Origin of the sequence: Acinetobacter sp. NIOH-H-8 (assembly GCF_046635365.1) — a bacterium.
GTDB lineage: Bacteria > Pseudomonadota > Gammaproteobacteria > Pseudomonadales > Moraxellaceae > Acinetobacter.
The window spans coordinates 1-397 of sequence record NZ_JBHDVN010000326.1; the positions used below are offsets into that span (position 1 = coordinate 1).

The 397-nt window shown below is 55.7% G+C and carries 1 protein-coding gene; it reads right to left on the reverse strand.

Annotated features, from left to right (window positions below; genetic code table 11):
* On the reverse strand, positions 1-397 hold a 397-nt coding region (locus ACEWB7_RS18475), incomplete at both ends, for a baseplate J/gp47 family protein (protein ID WP_411581157.1).

Sequence of the window (397 nt, forward strand, 5' to 3'; positions counted from 1 at the left end):
GTCTATGCCTGACCGTGCAGCGGTGGCGTTGATAAGATGCACAGAGGCAGTGTATTCGTTCAGTGCTGCGGTGGCTTTTTCCAGCACCGTGGCGGTGTCTACGCCATAAGGGACGTAAATATCAGCAACCACCTGATAACTCACAATCACAGCGGAGCGGACATAATCAGCCACATAATCCGTAATCGGACGCACGTCTTCCGGGTTTACCGCTGACAGGACTTTATCAAGCAGCGCCTGCGGGGCAGTTCCATCTCCGGTACGTGACAGCACGTAGAGAAAAACGCGTCCTTCCTGGTTATGGGTTTCAGGGCCATAGGCGCGCACATCGAGCACATCCGCATCCGCACCTCGCGCAAAATAGTGATAGGCATTTCTGGCGCCCGCCGTGCTCAGG